Raw genomic sequence first — 15,137 nt, forward strand, 5'->3', positions numbered from 1 at the left:
CGGGTTTTAGTCTGGCGGTCATAGCGAAGAGGTCACACCCGTTCCCATCCCGAACACGGCCGTTAAGCTCTTCTGTGCCGATGGTAGTTGGGGGCTGTCCCCCTGTGAGAGTAGGTCACTGCCAGGCAATAGACAAATAAATACTGTGCTTCATAAGCAGTTTATCAGACTTTCAGCTGCATCCGGTTTAAAGAATGATGGAACAGGCTGAAGCGGTCTGGGAAGCCGCCGCGAAGCCTTTTGGAGAGCTGTCCGAGAGGCCGAAGGAGCACGATTGGAAATCGTGTAGACGGTTAAGGCCGTCTCGAGGGTTCGAATCCCTCGCTCTCCGCCATTATTTTTCTTTTATGGCCCGTTCGTCAAGCGGTTAAGACACCACCCTTTCACGGTGGGTTCATGGGTTCGAATCCCGTACGGGTCACCATTTTATCTTGATTTTTTGTTTTTCATATAATAAAATATAATGGTGTTTCTGACCAGTATGTTTTTATTATGTATGGAGGATTAGCTCAGCTGGGAGAGCGTCTGCCTTACAAGCAGAGGGTCATAGGTTCGAGCCCTATATCCTCCACCATTATTGTTTTTTATATTATCGCGGGGTGGAGCAGTCTGGTAGCTCGTCGGGCTCATAACCCGAAGGCCGCAGGTTCAAATCCTGCCCCCGCAACCAATATGGGTCCGTGGTGTAGTGGTTAACATGCCTGCCTGTCACGCAGGAGATCGGCGGTTCAAGTCCGCTCGGACCCGCCATTATTTTTAATTTGTATATAATCAGTGTGTTTTAATTACATAAGGAATCACAAGCATACTGTTTTTATTATATTATGGCTCGATAGCTCAGTCGGTAGAGCAGAGGACTGAAAATCCTCGTGTCGGTGGTTCGATTCCGCCTCGAGCCACCATTATGGTGTGCCGGTCTAGCTCAATTGGTAGAGCAACTGACTTGTAATCAGTAGGTTGGGGGTTCAAGTCCTCTGGCCGGCACCATTTTTTTATAGTTTGTTATCTATCCCAAACTTATTACTATGGAGGGATAGCGAAGAGGCTAAACGCGGCGGACTGTAAATCCGCTCCCATCGGGTTCGAAGGTTCGAAACCTTCTCCCTCCATTTATTATTATAGGGGTATAGTTTAAAGGTAGAACTGAGGTCTCCAAAACCTCCAGTGTGGGTTCAATTCCTACTACCCCTGTTTTTCTTATTATGGCGGTTATGGTGAAGTGGTTAACACACCGGATTGTGGTTCCGGCACGCGTGGGTTCGATCCCCACTAACCGCCCCATGTTTTGGCCCATAGCCAAGCGGTAAGGCAACGGTTTTTGGTGCCGTCATGCGCTGGTTCGAATCCAGCTGGGCCAATTTTTTGCGGAAGTAGTTCAGTGGTAGAACATCACCTTGCCATGGTGGGGGTCGCGGGTTCGAATCCCGTCTTCCGCTCCATTATGGTGGCGGCATAGCCAAGCGGTAAGGCGCGGGTCTGCAAAACCCTTATCCCCGGTTCGATTCCGGGTGTCGCCTCCATTTTTTATGTTTATTGTGCCGGTGTGGCGGAATTGGCAGACGCGCACGACTCAAAATCGTGTTCCGCAAGGAGTGTCGGTTCGACCCCGACCACCGGTATTTTGAGATGAATTTTGGTGAAGTTATAAACTTCCGATAAGCTTGTAAATCCTTGATTTAATGGGATTTGCAAGCTTTTTTCGCTTTGGGAGAATTTGATGAAAACGATATAGAGATAGGGAATTTGTTAAGTAGACTAACACATTTAGTTTAAGAGCAGGAGGGATGTTGAAGTGAACTTTCAAAAGTATTTGAAGCGTCATTTCCAAAAAGGAAAATCATTGCCGCACATTCCTGAGCATCAAGTCATATCATTTGCATGACGAGCATAAATTGGATAAAAGTATAATTAAACAAATAAAAAATTACCGCAAAATGTAAACGGTTCCATATTTGTGTTAAGCAAATAGGTAATCTGAGGAGAGGGGACAAAATGGTGCAGAAAGAAAAAATCACAGAGCCATTACATCGGATTGTTTCTGATCCTGGAAGAATTCTGACCAAAGAGACAGATCTTGTCAGCTATGGTTATGATGCATCGTTTGGTTTCTACAAACCGGATGTTGTGGTGCAGGTTAAATCTGAGGAGGAAGTTGCCGGTATCCTGAAGATGGCGAATAAATTGCGTGTTCCGGTTACACCGCGTGGACAGGCGTCAAGTCTGAGCGGGGGACCGCTTCCCGTAGAGGGAGGTATCGTGCTCGATTTTTCACAGTGGAGGGAGAAGCTGGTGATCGACAGTGAAGACATGGTCGCCGTGGTTTCTCCCGGCGTCATTACGGCGGATCTCGATCAGGAAGCAGCAAAATATGGGCTGCTTTACGCTCCGGATCCGGGCAGCTCACATTTTTCAACGATCGGTGGGAATCTGGCAGAGAATTCCGGTGGACCGAGATGTCTGAAATACGGGGTTACCAAAGATTATGTGCTCGGTCTTCGGGTGGTGAGTCCTCAGGGAGAGATCATCCGTACCGGCGGCCGGACAGTGAAAAACGTCACCGGCTATGATCTGACGAAACTGATCGTTGGCTCGGAAGGGACACTTGGCGTGATTACCGAAGCGACGCTGAGGTTGATCCCCCGACCGCTTTCCTCCCATACCGTAATGCTCATTTTTGACCATTTTGTTGAAGCCGCAGAAACGGTAACGAAAATTCTAACCTCAAGAATCCAGCCAGCCAAGATTGAAATGATGGATCAGGCATCCATTCAGGCCGTTGAAGCTTTTAAGCCGCAGGGATTGCCCGTGGATGCGGAAGCGATCCTTCTTGTTGGACTTGACGGTCACCCAGCGGCGGTTGCCGACGACACAGCTCGAATCAGCGAAATCGCAAGCCAGATGCATGTCCGTTCCGTCAGGGTCGACCATTCCGAATCCGAGGCCCGTGAACTCTGGATGGCGCGTAAACTGGTTTCACCGGCAATCGCCGCCAAGAAACCGACAAAAATATCTGAGGATGCCACCGTACCGAGAAGTAAAATTCCTGCTTTTTGTAAGAAGCTTCAGGATATCAAGAAGAAATATCAGATCGACCTGGTCGTGTTCGGGCATATCGGTGATGGAAATCTTCACCCGAATATCATTTGTGATAAACGGGACCGTGAAGAAATGAAAAGGGTTTGGCAGGCGGTCGAAGCGATTTTCAAGGCAGCGATCGAATTGGGTGGAACACTTTCCGGTGAGCATGGGATTGGCACCATGAAACGTGCTTATATGCCGTGGGAACTGACCCCTCAGGAACTGGATCTGATGAAGCGGATCAAGACGGCATGGGATCCGAACAACATCCTGAATCCATCGAAAATCTTTCCCTCAGTCCGGCCGAAGCTGGTGCACTCGCGATGAATGAGGATCCGAGAGAGAAGCTGAATTATGACGCGACCTTCAGCTGTATCCAGTGCGGGAGCTGCCTGCCGGCCTGTCCGACATACAAAACGATGGGGACCGAAACACAGTCACCGAGAGGAAGGATCAATCTGGTAAAAATGGCGGCAGAAGGCAAGATCACGCTTGATGAATTGAAAGAACCAATTGACCTTTGTCTCGGATGCCGGGCCTGTGAAAGGGTCTGCCCGACTAATGTTGCTTATGGTAAAATTCTTGACTCTGCCAAAGTGGCACTCAATGAACACGAGCAAGTGTCGGTGAAAAAGTTTCAGGAAGATATCTATTACAATCAGGTCTTCTCGAAGAAAAACGTAATGGGTGCAGGCGCCAATCTCTTGTGGTTTTATCAGAAGTCGGGTCTGAGAAGTCTTGCAGAAAAAACCCATTTGAACCACTTACTTCCGGAAAGCATAGCGACTTTCGAAGAAATTCTTCCTTCCGTCTCCAGTCCCTTGCACCGCCACCATCGTCCGGACAGAATAGAGCCGAAGCAGACACCACGTTATAAAGTCGGCTTTTTCAAAGGCTGCATCATGGATGCGCTTTTCGACCGGATCAATGATCTCGGTATGCGCCTGCTCGCGGCAGGGGGATGCACGGTTGTGGCTGTGGACGGGCAGACATGCTGCGGCGCTCTCCATCATCATGGCGGTCGGACGCAGCAGGCAAAGGAACTGGCGAAACAGAATATCGAAGCGTTTGAGACTGAAGCGTTTGACTACGTGATCAACACGGCGGGGGGCTGCGGTGCGATGCTGCATGAATATCCCGAACTGTTCGCGGATGATCCTTCATGGGAAAAGCGTGCGGAGGCTTTCGCCGCCCGTTCCATCGACATCAGTGAACTTCTGGCCCGGCTTGACCTGCCGGTGGAAAAAGAAATTCGCAAGCGTGTGACCTATCAGCCTTCCTGTCACATGACCAATGTCCAGAAAGTGGTGGATGAACCGAAGCAGTTGATCCACAGCGTCAGAGGGATTGATTTCCGGGAGCTGGACAATCCCGATTTCTGCTGCGGGTCCGCCGGCATCTATAATGTCGTCCATTTTGACGAATCGATGAAGATCCTTGACGTGAAAATGGGCGATGTGAAGGCACGGAACCCTGAACTCATCGTCACAACCAATCCCGGCTGCCTGCTGCAGATGAAAGCGGGTATAGAGCGCGAAGGCCTTCAGGACCATGTCCGAGCCATTCATCTGGTTGAACTGCTGGCGGCTGCCTGCGGATTGGAGGATGAGGATAAGTAGGTGAACGTACTGACGCACCATTTTTTTAAAGATCAGAGGATTTGATCGATTCACCATTTGACTGTAATGGTGGTCAAGGATATGTGTTGCTGTGTGACCGACCTGCTGCTTTATCCTATTTTGATTAAGGCAGAATATCTTTTACTGCCCGAAAGGAGATTAGCCCACATGCATGTATTCCAAAGTCACAACAGACACATCACGCTTGCCGTTCTTTTTATTGCCTGGTTTGTCGGCTACTTTGACCGAATGGCTATTAATATTGCGATCATCCCTATAGGGAAAGAATTTTCTCTGACAGATTCTGAAGAAGGTTTGATACTGAGCAGCTTTTTTATCGGTTACGCGATTATCCAGCTTTTCGGAGGATGGTTTGCCGATAAATTTGGCTCAAAAGCAGTCCTGATCACTTGTGTTCTCGCCTGGTCGGTATTTACCGGCTTAACAGGTTTTGCGTTCGGATTTCTTGCGCTGTTTCTTGTCCGTTTTCTGTTCGGTCTTGGAGAAGGAAGTTTTTCTCCGGCAAGTTCGGTTACTGTTGCTGAAAATTTCGCACTGGAGAATCGTGCCCGAGCAAAATCGGTTCTGCTGTCTTCGTACCAGCTGGCAGGCATTGTCGGGGCATTTGGTGTCGCCTCATTGATGGCGATCTATAACTGGCGATTACCTTTCCACGTTCTGGCAGTACTCGGTTTGATCATCACGTTGCTGCTCGCCCTGTTCCTTCCTCAGAGGCGTACGAAAAGTGAAGATAGGAAAAGAAGGAAAATTCCCATCAAAGATCTTCTCAAAGATGATCATATATGGAAAGTTTTCATTATCTGGTTCGGCATCAGTATTGTGAATTGGGGCCTAGCAACGTGGATGCCATCCTATCTCGTCGACATTCGTCACTTGAATCTGATTAACATGGGCCTCTTATCCTCAGTTCCTGCGGCAGCAGGCTTTGTCTGTACCCTTCTGACCGGATGGTTGCTTGATAAAATGACTGGTTATGAAAAACATTTCATGGTCATTGGATCAATCCTGACGGCATTGTTTTTATATATGATGTTCACGGCTCCGACAACGGCACTTGCAATTGTTTTCTGGTCGCTTTGCCAGGCATCCTATTGCGTCGTCTTTGTCACGGTTTTTGCTATTCCGTTAAAGAATTTCCCGAAACATTTGATTGGCACTGCCACCGGTTTTATTAATTTCGGTGGCCAGATTGCCGGAATTGTGGCACCTTCCCTGATTGGCATCATGGTCAGCCTGTTTCACGGTTCTTTTAATGCAGCCTTCTGGGCTCTGGTCATTGCAGCGCTCATTTCTGTAGCCGTCGGTACGACACTGACGCTGAGGAAAAGGATCGTTTGAGAAATGAAACGAAAACAATTCCTTCAAGTAAGAGAAGGCCATGCTCAGGAAGCCGCGTCACCGGCAGAGGGTATGGCGTACGCCGCAGAAATGATTAATTGCTGAACAAAGTAATCGGATCAACGACACAGCGTGAGCGCCGGCGTGTTGGAAACACGATCTGCGGTCACGCTGACCGTCTGACAAGGGGACAAACTTGTTTCACTGCTGACAATATCTATCTCAACGAATTGGACAAGCGGTATACAGCCAGACATTCTGTTACGCCCTGACTAATGAAAAACTGGAGCGCCTTGGATTGATTAATCTTTCCAAGACACTCCAGCGTATTCAAAATGCTTAAGTTATTGAACCGCAGTATACGAATTTGTACGTACGGTGGTAGGGAGAACGGAAATCAAAGATTTCCTCCTACTCGATCTGATCTCGGGACAGCTTCGTTGTTTTGGGCAGTTTATTCGGAAGCTAATGCATCAATAGGGTTCAGTCCAGCCGCACGCCGCGCCGGTAACAGGGCAGCGATAAAAGCAATAATCAGAGCGATGATAAAGGCAAATAGCACATTGTTAAACGTGACTTGCACAAGGTTATATTTGGCCAAGTGATAGAGTACACGGTTAAGAGCACTGCCGACTCCGTAGGCGAGCGCTGTGGCAAACACAGAACTTAACAAACCAATGAGGATCGATTCGCTCGTAAAGAGCCGGCGAATATCGCGTTTGCTTTCACCCATTGCACGTAAAATACCGATTTCTTTTACTCGGTCATTCACGGACATAAACATGGTGACGATGATCATCAGCGCCGAGACCAGCAGTGAAATTCCAGCAATAGCAGACAGTACATTGGATGCCAGATTGATAAATGTGTTGATGGTATCCAATGTATCAGAAATGACGATCGCGTTGAATATACGCTTGCTGTTTGTTTTTATCTTATTAATTGTATTTCCCAGGGCTTTAACGTGGGTCATTTTATCGACATTAACCGTGGCAAATGTGGCTTGAGTCGAAGCATTTGCATTCTTTAATGAATCATACATAGTGGTATAATTCATAGCATTGATCCCGCCGTTCTGGGCGGCGGTGCTGTTCGTAATTCCGGAAACGGTTAGTTTCTTTTGAATCTGGATCGGTTTGCCATGAGAATTATAGGCTGTGTAAGTCACAGTGACTTTCTTACCGATGATGTTCTTCCAGTTTGTGGATGACCATTCTTTTGCGACTGCTGTTTCATCAACCATAATCTCGTTATTCCTAGCCGCGTGCCCAGCTTTAATAATTGAACTTTGCAGACTGTGCGTCCATGTTTGAATGGACGACAGAGTCAGTGTTTTGCTGTCAATCGTCATTGTGGGATTACTGATTCTATAGCCTGGTTCAACACTTACAACGTGTTTTAAATCTTTCAGCTGCTGAATTTGGGACGCGCTCAGGGTGTTACCCGTATTGGTCGTGGCCATTGCCGTTCGTGCCGCACCTCGGGGAGAGCTGGCAGCCGAATTGCTGTATCTGGATACAGTGATCGCCTGCGGATTGACCAATGAATTGACTTGCTCGTTGATGTATCCTTTAACTCCGTTGCCTAAACCGCTGAACAGCATGACGGCAGAGAGTCCGATGGCTGTACCAAGTATAATCAGCGAATTGCGCCAAAAATGGAACTTAAGGTGTTTAAATGCTGTAATATAGCTCGCCCAGGCCGGAAGCGGACGCGACTGGATCTGCGCGGTATCCGCAGGTATCGGATAAGCATCTTTCAAGAATTCTTCCTGATCTATTTTCCCGTCTTTCAAGTGAACAATACGCGTGCCATAATCGGCAACAGCCTGAGAGTGGGTGACGGCAATAACGAGCCGCCCCTCTTTGGCGATTTGGTTTAAAATGCGCAGGACTTCTTCGGTGTTCTGTGAGTCCAATGCCCCGGTAGGCTCGTCCGCAATGATAATTTTCGGATCACTGGCCAAAGCCCTGGCAATGGCCACACGCTGTTTCTGACCACCGGACAGCTGGCCCGGATATTTTCGGATATGATCCAGCAACCCGACTTTTTTTAACAATGCCTTGGCCCGTTCTTCGCGTTCACTTTTGGACAGTGTCGTCATATCCAGTGAAATGATGACGTTATCAAGTACATTCAAATGGCTGATCAAATTATAAGATTGATAAATATAACCGACCGTTTCCCGGCGAAACCGGTCCAATGCTTTAGACTTCGAGTGATCTAATCGTTGGCCATTGATCAATACTTCACCGCTGAAATTTCGGTCAAGCCCACCGATAATATTCATCAGCGTTGTTTTTCCGCCACCGGATTCACCCAGTATAGATACAAATTCACCGCGTTCAAAACTGAGATTAATACCTTTTAAAACGGGTTGTTCCTCTTTGTTTAAATAATATGATTTGTGGATGTTCTTGAGCTCTAAAAAATGCACTGATACTGCCCCCTCGTATGTAGGCGAATCTGAGTTTCTGTTCCTGATACCCATTATTCGTTAAGAAAAACCTTTTTATTACCACCGTGAAATCATTGTTATAAAAGAGTGTAACATGGAAAAATTAACTGAATATGAACTGGGAGAACTATTTTTTACAGTGGTGCAAAAGAGAATTTGATCTATGAAACTCAATGACTCATCGTTTTATGCAAAAACTGCGTGGAGACTATATTAAAATATACATCTTACAAAATTTCTATAATGTATAGACTTATAATGAGCTGTGGATACGCAGCTTTACTTTAGAAATTGAGCGAACTTTTTAATGGAAAGGTGAAATACGATTCATGTTATATCACTATTTGTTGACTCTTTTTCCGGTTGGCGTTTTAGCAGGGATAATCAGTTCGTCTGTAGGACTTGCCTCACTCGTTTCCTACCCTGCATTGCTCGCCTTAGGGATACCGCCAGTTTTTGCAAATGTTACAAATACAGCCGCACTCATATTTACAGGAGTGGGGTCGGGAATAGCGTCAAAGCGCGAGTTGCGCGGTCAGGGCCGCAAGCTTTTCAAACTGTTACCGCTTACTATAATTGGCAGCATTTGCGGAGGTATACTCTTATTAGTAGCACCGGCGACAACATTTGAACATGTTGTCCCTTTTTTCATTTTGGCTGCGGCGTTACTGATTTTACGTCCGAAACAAACGGGTCATGATAAGGACGGGCAGCAAAGCGCCATCAGCGATGAAAATAAGAGAGACATGCTTCGCCTGAAAGCGGCAGAAGTCGCTTATAGTATAGCCATTCTCATTGTTGGGGCTTATACGGGATACTTCGGTGCGGCGGGCGGCGTGATTATGCTGGCCATCTTATCGGCAACAAGCCATGCAAAGTTTGCGGAGTATAACGCACTGAAAAACGTATCGTTAGGCGCATCAAATCTTGTAGCCACGTTACTCTATGCCGTTCGCTCACATATCTATTGGCTGGCGGTGGCCCCTCTAGCTGCCGGACTTTTCATCGGCGGATATATCGGTCCCTATATTGTGCGTCTTATTCCTTCTAAAGTGATGAAAATCGTCATAGCCATTGGGGCGATAGGGCTCGCCACGTCTTTATTCATACAAACCTATTTTTGGTAAGCCAATTCTATAGGGGGCACCGGTGATCCAACTCAGTATCCGGAGAATTTTCAATGTCCTACAAGCGCTAGACTGTTTTCTAACGCGTGTAGGGCATTTTGCGTTTGTTGCCCTTTTTTCGATAGGTTTATTTAATCATAAACTTTGGGTTGCAACTTTAGTTGGTTCGTTTTAAAATGTACATACATTCTAAAACCGAGGTAATCAAATGGCAATAAACCAACCCACATTTATGAGCAATTGTATCTATTTCACTGCGAGTCACTTACTGCGTGAACTTGAACGCCTGGCTAATGAAAGTTTTGCTCCGACGGGTATGGCTCCAGCCTACACCTACATGATGCTCATGATCAGCAGAAATGATGGATTGACCATGACGGAGTTAGCCGATGCATTCGATTATGAGCAATCAACCCTTTCGCGGATGGTGCAAAAACTGGTGTCACGCGGCTGGTTGGAGAAAAAGCGTCAGGGCCATCAAACCCGCTTATTCATCACGACACGTGCAGCGGCTATCTTACCTGTGATGGAAGAGTCACTCAACGTTTTTCGGGAGCTAAGCGATGAGATGATGGGCGGGCGTTCAGAGAAGTTGCAAACGTCTCACACCATGTTGGCAGCGACGCAAAGAGCACGGACACATCTTAACACAGTAAAACGGGGTCACTTATTATGAGTCAAGAACATCGATCTTGGTACGGTACCATTCTTTTCATTGGATTCTTGGTGTTGCTGGTATCTTCCGGCGTCAGAGCTTTTCCGTCAACGTTGGTTTTGCCCTGGCAACAGGAGTTTGGCTGGAGTCGCGGCGGCATTTCTGCAGTCATTGCGACAGGAACACTATTGTTTGGTCTCATTGGGCCATTTTCCGCTGCTTTTCTGCAGCGCTATGGTGCACGACGCGTCGGTAGTGTGGCATTGCTTATTCTGGCAATGGTAACCCTTGTTTTACCTTTTATGAAAACGATCTGGCAGGCAGAAATCTTAGTCGGATTGATATCGGGAACAATGACCGGAGCACTGGCAGATGTGTACGGTATCTATATCGCAAACAACTGGTTCGTTAAAAATCGTGGACTTGTGCTCGGAATGTTCACTGCCAGCTCATCAGTGGGGCAATTAATCGTATTGCCAATCATTGCGTTAATGATTGAAACTCAAGGGTGGCACAAAGCTGCGCTCGCCGTGGCTCTTTTTATTGTCATTGTCTTTATTCTGATCATTTGGCTGATGCGTGACTATCCACATCAGGTCGGTTTGTCACCCTATGGCAGTCGCACTCCAGTGGCTCCCGTTTATCCAAAAATAAATGTTCAGGCTGTTTTATCACAGCCATTGCAAGCATTGCGTGCGGCATCTAAAAGCAAGGTATTTTGGCTATTGGCATTGCCCTTTTTTGTTTGCGGTGCCTCAACATCCGGTTTAATTGGTGTCCATTTTATTGCAGCCGGTCAGGATTATGGCATGTCGGAAGTGCATGTATCTGATGTTATGGCGTTGATGGGCATATTTGATATTATTGGTTCGCTGATCGCCGGATTCTTAACGGAAAAATTTGATTCACGCTATATTCTCATTTCCATGTATGGACTAAGAGGATTGGATTTATTTTTATTACCCCTTGCGCTCTCGCAGGGAGGCGCTCTATTAATTGCTTATGCGATTTTGTTCGGCTTTAGCTGGAATGCCACAGTATCGCCAACCATCAAATTAATCGCTGAAAATTTTGGTATCGAAAAATCTGGAATGCTCTTTGGCTGGGTATTTGTCCTCCACCAGATTGGCGGTGCCTTAATGGCTTATGTGAGTGGTGCGATGCATGATATGGTGCACAACTACGTGATGGCTTTCGGCATGGCTGGTGTCATGTGTCTGGTAGCAGCTTTAATGGTTGTGGTTGTTCCAAAACCTGCTAAGTAGAAATAATAAGGTAAGATAGTCATCCATCTTCAAATACCTTCTTCCTTCAAATCGATGATTAGTCAGTGCTTCGAGTGAATCAAGGCGCTGGCTTTTTTGTTATATTCAGAGGTTTTCCATTTTGCTCAACCGCGTATGGTGCCCCATGTTGCGATCATGCGGAAACTTTAAGACGAATTTTCTTATTGACAAAAAAGATTCGAGTGGTTATATTGAAATCAGTTACAGAATGAATTTAATTGTTGAAATTATTTTCATTTTGAATAGCGAGGAGGTGAGGCTCTCGATCGTTCATTCTTTAAAGATGAAGTATCGCAAATCGTTGGGGCAGACTCAGAAAAAAAACAATGAATGAGAGGATGAATAAAATGAAAACGTTTAACTGGGGAATGATTGGTACTGGATGGATTGCACATGAAATGGCGGACGCACTAAATGCTGTGAATGGAGAAATTTATGCCGTAGCCGATGTGAATGAAGCGGCTTTACAGGCATTTAGCAAAGAAAAGAATATTCAGCACACGTTCTCAAATCCGGACGATCTGCTTAAAGATCCCAATGTCGATGTGATCTATATCGCTACCCCTCATAATTTTCACTATAGTTACATCATGAAAGCTCTGGAAGCAGGCAAGAATGTTTTTGCTGAAAAAGCGATTACGGTCAATTCGCAACAGTTAAATAAAGTAAAGGAACTGGCTGATCAAAAAGGATTGATTGTAACCGAGGGACTCACATTATTCCACATGCCGCTTTATAAACAAGTCAAGCATCTCGTTCAATCCGGAGAACTCGGCGATGTCAATCTCGTTCAGGTGAACTTTGGTAGTCTGAAAGATTACGATGTCAAAAACCGCTTCTTTAACAAAGACTTAGCAGGCGGTGCACTATTAGACATTGGCGGTTATGCTACAGCTTTTGCACGCTCATTCCTGAAAACGCAACCAACGAATATTCTGACCACCGTCAAATATTTTGAAACAGGGGTTGATGAACAATCAGGGATTATCTTAAAAAACCTGGATGATCAATTAGCGGTTATGTCCTTGTCAATGCGTGCGAAGCAGCCGAAACGCGGAGTGATTTCAGGCACTAAGGGATACATCGAAATATCTAACTATCCACGAGCCACAAAAGCCGAGATCACCTATACGAAAGATGCGCACACGGAATCACATGAAGTGCTGACCGCAGGAGACGAATCCCTTGCCCTGCAATACGAAGTTCAGGATATGCAAAGATATATTGAACAGGGCCATGATGACGGCGAGTTTGCCTTATCCGTAGACATTATGGATATATTGACCAACGTGCGAAACCAGTGGGGCATGAAGTACCCGTTTGATCGCACGGATATTTAAAGGGAAAGAACAGCGTAGATCTTCAACAAAAGAAAAAGGAAACTTTCAATGTGCGCTCAATTCCTGTTATTAAGGGAGCACTGAGAAAGTTCATTAAAAGCTTGTGTTTCTAACGGCATCAAATGTAACCGGTTCCATAAATGGCTATGTCCCGCACTTGAAGGCCTTTCCGAAAGAAACGGACCGACAGACGAACGGTTCTGTACCGGTCTGAACGACTCGATGTCTTATAAGAACATAAAGGGTGAGTACAAAATGAAGATTACCGATCTGATGATTGAGCGTGCAATGGTCATGGATATGCAGGCGACAACAAAAGACGAAGCCATGGACGAACTCATCGCCAGCCTGGAGAAGAACGGAAGAATCAATGATCCAAAGCTCTTCAAAGAAATGATTCTGAAGAGAGAGGCGGAATCAAGTACCGGAATCGATAATGGAATTGCCATGCCGCATGCGAAGACCAAAGCGGTCAACAAGGCGACGGTTGTGTTCGGACGCAGCAAGAAGGGCATTGATTACAAAGCGCTCGACGGAAAACCCTCTTATCTCTTCTTTATGATTGCAGCACCGGAGGGGGCAGCTAATGTTCATTTGCAAACATTGGCAGCGCTTTCTAAATTGCTGATTGATCCGAAGTTTGTCACTAAACTGAAAAAAGCTAAATCTTCTGAAGAGATTGCTCGGTTATTTGATGACAAGCAGGTTGAAAAAGAAGAGGAGGAGAAGAAAGAGGCGCTTCACAACGCTCCAGGAGTAACGGACAATAAAAAATTTGTCGTGGCAGTGACCGCATGCCCCACAGGGATCGCCCACACCTATATGGCAGAAGACGCCTTGAAGAAAAAAGCCGAAGAGATGGGTGTTTCGATCCGAGTTGAAACAGATGGTTCTGAAGGGGCAAAGCACGTACTCACACGGGGCGAGATTGCCCGCGCGGCCGGCGTCATTGTGGCGGCGGACAAAAAAGTTGAAATGGCCCGCTTCGATGGTAAAAAGGTGCTCCAGACACCGGTCAGTGACGGTATCCGCAAGCCTGAAGAACTGATCACCAAAGCGCTTCGCGGAGAGGCACCGATGTACCATGCGGAAGGCGGCCCGGACCTTTCTGGAACAGAAAGCACAAACGGTATCTGGAACAGAATCTATAAAGATCTTATGAACGGCATTTCGCATATGCTTCCCTTTGTTGTGGGGGGTGGTATTTTACTGGCCATCTCCTTCATGTTTGAACACTTGGGCAAGAACAATCCCATTTTTCAGATGCTGAGCACGATTGCCGGTGGCCAAACCGGTGCCTTCCACTTCCTGATTGCGATTCTGGCCGGCTATATCGCCGTAAGCATTGGTGACCGTCCGGCATTAATGCCTGGTGTTGTCGGAGGATTTATGGCCTATTCATCGAACGCAGGATTCCTTGGCGGTCTTGCCGCCGGGTTTCTGGCCGGATGGGTGATTATTCTACTGAAAAAAGTATTCGCCGGACTTCCCAAAACACTCAACGGCCTGAAACCGATTCTACTTTATCCGGTATTTGGCCTATTGATTACCAGCGGACTCATGTATTACATTCTCGATCCGATTTTTACATGGATTAATACCGGTCTGATCGGCGCGCTGAGTCATCTGGGTACCGGGAACGCCATATTGCTCGGACTCGTTCTCGGCGGGATGCAGGCTGTGGACATGGGCGGTCCTGTCAACAAAGCGGCCTATACTTTCGCGATCGGCGTATTCGCCAGCGGCGCGTCAAACGGCGGGCTGATGATGGCCGCAGTAATGGCCGGCGGCATGGTTCCGCCGCTTGCGATCGCTTTGGCCACAACCTTCTTCAGAGCGAAATTCAATGAAGAAGAGCGCAAAGCAGGCATCACGAATTATATTCTCGGGCTATCGTTTATTACGGAAGGCGCCATTCCGTTCGCTGCCGCCGATCCGCTGCGGATTATCTGCTCAAGCATTATCGGTTCGGCAACCGCGGGCGCTCTGACTCAATTATGGAAAGTCAACATTCCGGCACCACACGGTGGTATCTTTGTTGTTGCCCTGAGCAATCAGCCCTTCTTGTTTCTCGCTGCGATTCTGATCGGCGCCGTGATCGCCGGTCTGATTATCGGCTTTTGGAAGAAACCACTGGCAAAGCAGGAAAAGGCATCACAGAGCGTGAGTATCCTGTGAGGATAAAAATGAAAGCGAATCACGATTGAATGTCCGC

The 15,137-nt window shown here is 46.9% G+C and carries 9 protein-coding genes, 14 tRNA genes and 1 rRNA gene; 23 read left to right on the plus strand and 1 reads right to left on the minus strand.

The genetic code is table 11. The features are described 5' to 3' along the window. The first annotated feature begins 10 nt into the window (after positions 1-10). The 18 genes from rrf to E4665_RS04795 all read left to right on the plus strand — a co-directional run bounded on the left by rrf (position 11) and on the right by E4665_RS04795 (position 6,056). Positions 11-127: ribosomal RNA gene (gene rrf / locus E4665_RS04710) — 5S ribosomal RNA — on the plus strand. A gap of 115 nt (positions 128-242) precedes the next feature. After that, positions 243-334: transfer RNA gene (locus E4665_RS04715), tRNA-Ser, on the plus strand. A gap of 15 nt (positions 335-349) precedes the next feature. After that, positions 350-424: transfer RNA gene (locus E4665_RS04720), tRNA-Glu, on the plus strand. Positions 425-498: 74 nt separating this feature from the next. After that, positions 499-574, plus strand: a tRNA-Val gene (locus tag E4665_RS04725). Positions 575-593: 19 nt separating this feature from the next. Next, positions 594-670, plus strand: a tRNA-Met gene (locus tag E4665_RS04730). Positions 671-674: 4 nt separating this feature from the next. Further along, a tRNA-Asp gene (locus tag E4665_RS04735) sits at positions 675-750 on the plus strand. Positions 751-826: 76 nt separating this feature from the next. After that, positions 827-902: transfer RNA gene (locus E4665_RS04740), tRNA-Phe, on the plus strand. Between the two features lie 9 nt (positions 903-911). Further along, positions 912-987, plus strand: a tRNA-Thr gene (locus tag E4665_RS04745). Positions 988-1,027: 40 nt separating this feature from the next. Beyond that, a tRNA-Tyr gene (locus E4665_RS04750) sits at positions 1,028-1,109 on the plus strand. 11 nt (positions 1,110-1,120) lie between these two features. After that, a tRNA-Trp gene (locus tag E4665_RS04755) sits at positions 1,121-1,191 on the plus strand. Between the two features lie 14 nt (positions 1,192-1,205). Beyond that, positions 1,206-1,281 (plus strand) — tRNA-His (locus tag E4665_RS04760). Positions 1,282-1,286: 5 nt separating this feature from the next. After that, a tRNA-Gln gene (locus E4665_RS04765) sits at positions 1,287-1,358 on the plus strand. Positions 1,359-1,364: 6 nt separating this feature from the next. Beyond that, positions 1,365-1,439 (plus strand) — tRNA-Gly (locus E4665_RS04770). Between the two features lie 7 nt (positions 1,440-1,446). After that, positions 1,447-1,520, plus strand: a tRNA-Cys gene (locus E4665_RS04775). Positions 1,521-1,537: 17 nt separating this feature from the next. After that, positions 1,538-1,619 (plus strand) — tRNA-Leu (locus E4665_RS04780). Positions 1,620-1,992: 373 nt separating this feature from the next. Then, a complete protein-coding gene (locus E4665_RS04785; protein ID WP_135347662.1) occupies positions 1,993-3,405 on the plus strand; it encodes an FAD-binding oxidoreductase in 1,413 nt (470 codons plus the stop codon). Then, positions 3,402-4,697, plus strand: coding sequence for a (Fe-S)-binding protein (locus E4665_RS04790; protein ID WP_135347844.1), 1,296 nt, complete (start codon positions 3,402-3,404; stop codon positions 4,695-4,697). The genes E4665_RS04785 and E4665_RS04790 overlap by 4 nt, the downstream gene beginning before the upstream one ends. Before the next feature lie 168 nt (positions 4,698-4,865). Next, on the plus strand, positions 4,866-6,056 hold the full coding sequence (locus E4665_RS04795; protein ID WP_167815116.1) for an MFS transporter: 1,191 nt from the start codon (positions 4,866-4,868) through the stop codon (positions 6,054-6,056). A 454-nt stretch (positions 6,057-6,510) separates the two neighbouring features. Here the strand turns inward: E4665_RS04795 and E4665_RS04805 are convergent, their stop codons facing one another. After that, entirely contained in the window at positions 6,511-8,493 is a 1,983-nt protein-coding gene (locus tag E4665_RS04805; RefSeq protein WP_135347664.1) for an ABC transporter ATP-binding protein/permease, read from the minus strand. Positions 8,494-8,843: 350 nt separating this feature from the next. On the opposite strand from E4665_RS04805, the gene E4665_RS04810 reads away from it, so the two are divergent. The 5 genes from E4665_RS04810 to E4665_RS04830 all read left to right on the plus strand — a co-directional run bounded on the left by E4665_RS04810 (position 8,844) and on the right by E4665_RS04830 (position 15,100). Continuing rightward, positions 8,844-9,641, plus strand: coding sequence for a sulfite exporter TauE/SafE family protein (locus E4665_RS04810; RefSeq protein ID WP_135347665.1), 798 nt, complete (start codon positions 8,844-8,846; stop codon positions 9,639-9,641). A gap of 208 nt (positions 9,642-9,849) precedes the next feature. Beyond that, positions 9,850-10,317: a MarR family winged helix-turn-helix transcriptional regulator gene (locus E4665_RS04815; RefSeq protein WP_135347666.1), complete on the plus strand. Its 468-nt coding sequence runs from the start codon at positions 9,850-9,852 to the stop codon at positions 10,315-10,317. After that, entirely contained in the window at positions 10,314-11,561 is a 1,248-nt protein-coding gene (locus E4665_RS04820; protein ID WP_135347667.1) for an MFS transporter, read from the plus strand. The genes E4665_RS04815 and E4665_RS04820 overlap by 4 nt, the downstream gene beginning before the upstream one ends. Positions 11,562-11,929: 368 nt before the next feature. Beyond that, entirely contained in the window at positions 11,930-12,922 is a 993-nt protein-coding gene (locus E4665_RS04825; protein WP_135347668.1) for a Gfo/Idh/MocA family protein, read from the plus strand. A gap of 255 nt (positions 12,923-13,177) precedes the next feature. Continuing rightward, positions 13,178-15,100 (plus strand): PTS fructose transporter subunit IIABC, encoded by a 1,923-nt coding sequence (locus tag E4665_RS04830; RefSeq protein ID WP_135347669.1) that lies wholly within the window; start codon positions 13,178-13,180, stop codon positions 15,098-15,100. The last annotated feature ends 37 nt before the right edge of the window (positions 15,101-15,137 follow it).

The organism is Sporolactobacillus shoreae, from assembly GCF_004684935.1.
GTDB classification, from domain to species: domain Bacteria; phylum Bacillota; class Bacilli; order Bacillales; family Sporolactobacillaceae; genus Sporolactobacillus; species Sporolactobacillus shoreae.

Excerpts from the sequence above, each read along its gene's own strand:
- E4665_RS04785 (WP_135347662.1), top strand. The coding sequence starts at position 1,993 with ATGGTGCAGAAAGAAAAAATCACAGAGCCATTACATCGGATTGTTTCT.
- E4665_RS04790 (WP_135347844.1), top strand. The coding sequence starts at position 3,402 with ATGAATGAGGATCCGAGAGAGAAGCTGAATTATGACGCGACCTTCAGC.
- E4665_RS04795 (WP_167815116.1), top strand. The coding sequence starts at position 4,866 with ATGCATGTATTCCAAAGTCACAACAGACACATCACGCTTGCCGTTCTT.
- E4665_RS04810 (WP_135347665.1), top strand. The coding sequence starts at position 8,844 with ATGTTATATCACTATTTGTTGACTCTTTTTCCGGTTGGCGTTTTAGCA.
- E4665_RS04815 (WP_135347666.1), top strand. The coding sequence starts at position 9,850 with ATGGCAATAAACCAACCCACATTTATGAGCAATTGTATCTATTTCACT.
- E4665_RS04820 (WP_135347667.1), top strand. The coding sequence starts at position 10,314 with ATGAGTCAAGAACATCGATCTTGGTACGGTACCATTCTTTTCATTGGA.
- E4665_RS04825 (WP_135347668.1), top strand. The coding sequence starts at position 11,930 with ATGAAAACGTTTAACTGGGGAATGATTGGTACTGGATGGATTGCACAT.
- E4665_RS04830 (WP_135347669.1), top strand. The coding sequence starts at position 13,178 with ATGAAGATTACCGATCTGATGATTGAGCGTGCAATGGTCATGGATATG.